Here is a 1,925-nt window from a genome sequence, read left to right as displayed (position 1 = left end):
ACGAAAAGAGAGAGAGAATATTTCGGGAATTAAAAAATAAGTTTTAGCAACAATACGGAATTGAAATCGTGAGAATTTACTCGGAATCTAAATATTGAATAAAAAAATACTTGAGAATTTTAGCTACTAAAAATAGAACCCGAAAAAAGCAGAAACGTAAACTACGAAACGCCAACAACGTGTATAGTTCATTACGGGGGATTTTCTTGCAGAAAATCCTCGCACTTTTACTATCTTTGGTTTAAGTTCGGAAAATTGCTGCGCTCTTTTCCGTAACGAAACCATACACAAGTACGTTACCACACATTTGCCAAAAAACCTATGAAAAAGACAATATTTATAATTTTAATTACATTTTTTTCAATCCAAATCAATGCTCAAAAAGTTGATGGAAAAATAGAACAACTATTAGAATTAGATGGAACGATGAGTAACATTGAGAAAATAATCACACAAACAATTGAATATCAAAAACAAAATAATTCCGGAATTTCAGACAATTATTGGAAAGCATTAGAAAAAAAAGTTAGTGAAAAGTCTTTAGAAGAACTCAAACAATTACTTATTCCAATTTATTCCAAAAACTACACTGAAAACGAAATTAATAATCTGATAACTTTTTATAATTCAGAAACTGGGAAGTTAATTATCCAAAAACAACCGATTATAATGAAGGAATTAAATTTACCATTAATGCAGTGGTCACAAAATTTAGGTTCTTATGTAATTGAGGAAATTGAAAATAAAGGTAAAAACGAATCAAGTTCTAAAGAAGGAGAAAAATTCAAAACAGAATTTAAAGCAAAATATGGATTACAAATACTAAATCTTACTGACCTTAAAATTGACAAAGAGAATAATATTGGAGATTTATTAATCGACTTTGGAAAAACGGATGGTAAAGAAGATATTACCAAAATCATTCGAGTAAAAAATAATTCAAATAAAGAAATTGAATTTAAAGAACCGAAATTTTTAAGTAACGAAGTTATAAGATTTGATTTAGGAAACAAACCTCTTCAAATCGGAGAAATAAGAGATTTAAAGATTACTCTAATCGCTGAATTAGCCGAAAGCGAAAGTTATTCGTTGTCGAGTATTAATTCAAGTAATGGGAATAAAATTCGATTCGGAATTAAATATGATGCACCTGCAAAAGAAATTAGTTATGAGGTTTTAGATAGAACATTAAAATTTAAGAAACTTAAACAAGAATTATCTAAACCATATATTTTTGTTTTAAAGAACACAGGAAAAAAAGACTTTCATATTTCCAGTATAGAAATAGACAAAGAAATTGCTTATTTAAGTTATAATAAAGAAACTATTAAGCAAAATGAAGAATCTAAAATTAGAGTTATTTTTTCAAACGAATTAATTAAAAAAGAGAAAATTAAAGATTTGAAATTAAAACTTGAAGTTGATTTAACAAAAGGAGAAAAAAGAGGATTTTCAAATTTTGCAAATGAAACAATCGAATTAACAATCGAATAAAAAACGTGTGGTAACACCGTATATAATTTATTGCTGGCTTCTCGCCTACTTACGAAAGTCCTTGCGGACTTTCTTGGTCGATAATTATTTACTAAATTAGTTGCTTAAAACACGCAACAAACCATATACAAAAACGTTGTATTTAATATGATCAGCCTTTTGGGTTCCAAATAGACATTTTCGGACTTATTAAAGTAGGATTAAGTACAATTTTTAAAATACTAACGAAATAGACTTTTAAGGAAGTTTCGGCTCAAACTGTACGATTGACATCGTTGAGAGTTTCACTATCAAAACGTTGATAACGTATAACAGTTTGGCGAAGTTAGCATAAAATAATGACATAGTCAATTGATTTTCAAATAACTGTAGGTATTTTACAGAATTGGAATTAAAAAAGATTGGATTTTAATGAGTCTGTTTTTTGATGA

The 1,925-nt window shown here is 27.8% G+C and carries 1 protein-coding gene; it reads left to right on the top strand.

The features are described from left to right. Positions 1-321 precede the first annotated feature (321 nt). Complete coding sequence (locus tag BA195_RS09610) at positions 322-1,494, top strand: DUF2059 domain-containing protein (protein ID WP_068704889.1); 1,173 nt, start codon at positions 322-324, stop codon at positions 1,492-1,494. Positions 1,495-1,925: the final 431 nt, after the last annotated feature.

The sequence above is a fragment of the Tenacibaculum soleae genome (genome assembly GCF_001693415.1).
GTDB lineage: Bacteria > Bacteroidota > Bacteroidia > Flavobacteriales > Flavobacteriaceae > Polaribacter > Polaribacter soleae.
Note: the sequence above shows the minus strand (reverse complement) of the source record. Positions and strands in the feature narration are given on the sequence as shown.

Bases quoted from the DNA above. Each gene is read 5' to 3' on its own strand.
- BA195_RS09610 (WP_068704889.1), top strand. From the start codon at position 322: ATGAAAAAGACAATATTTATAATTTTAATTACATTTTTTTCAATCCAA.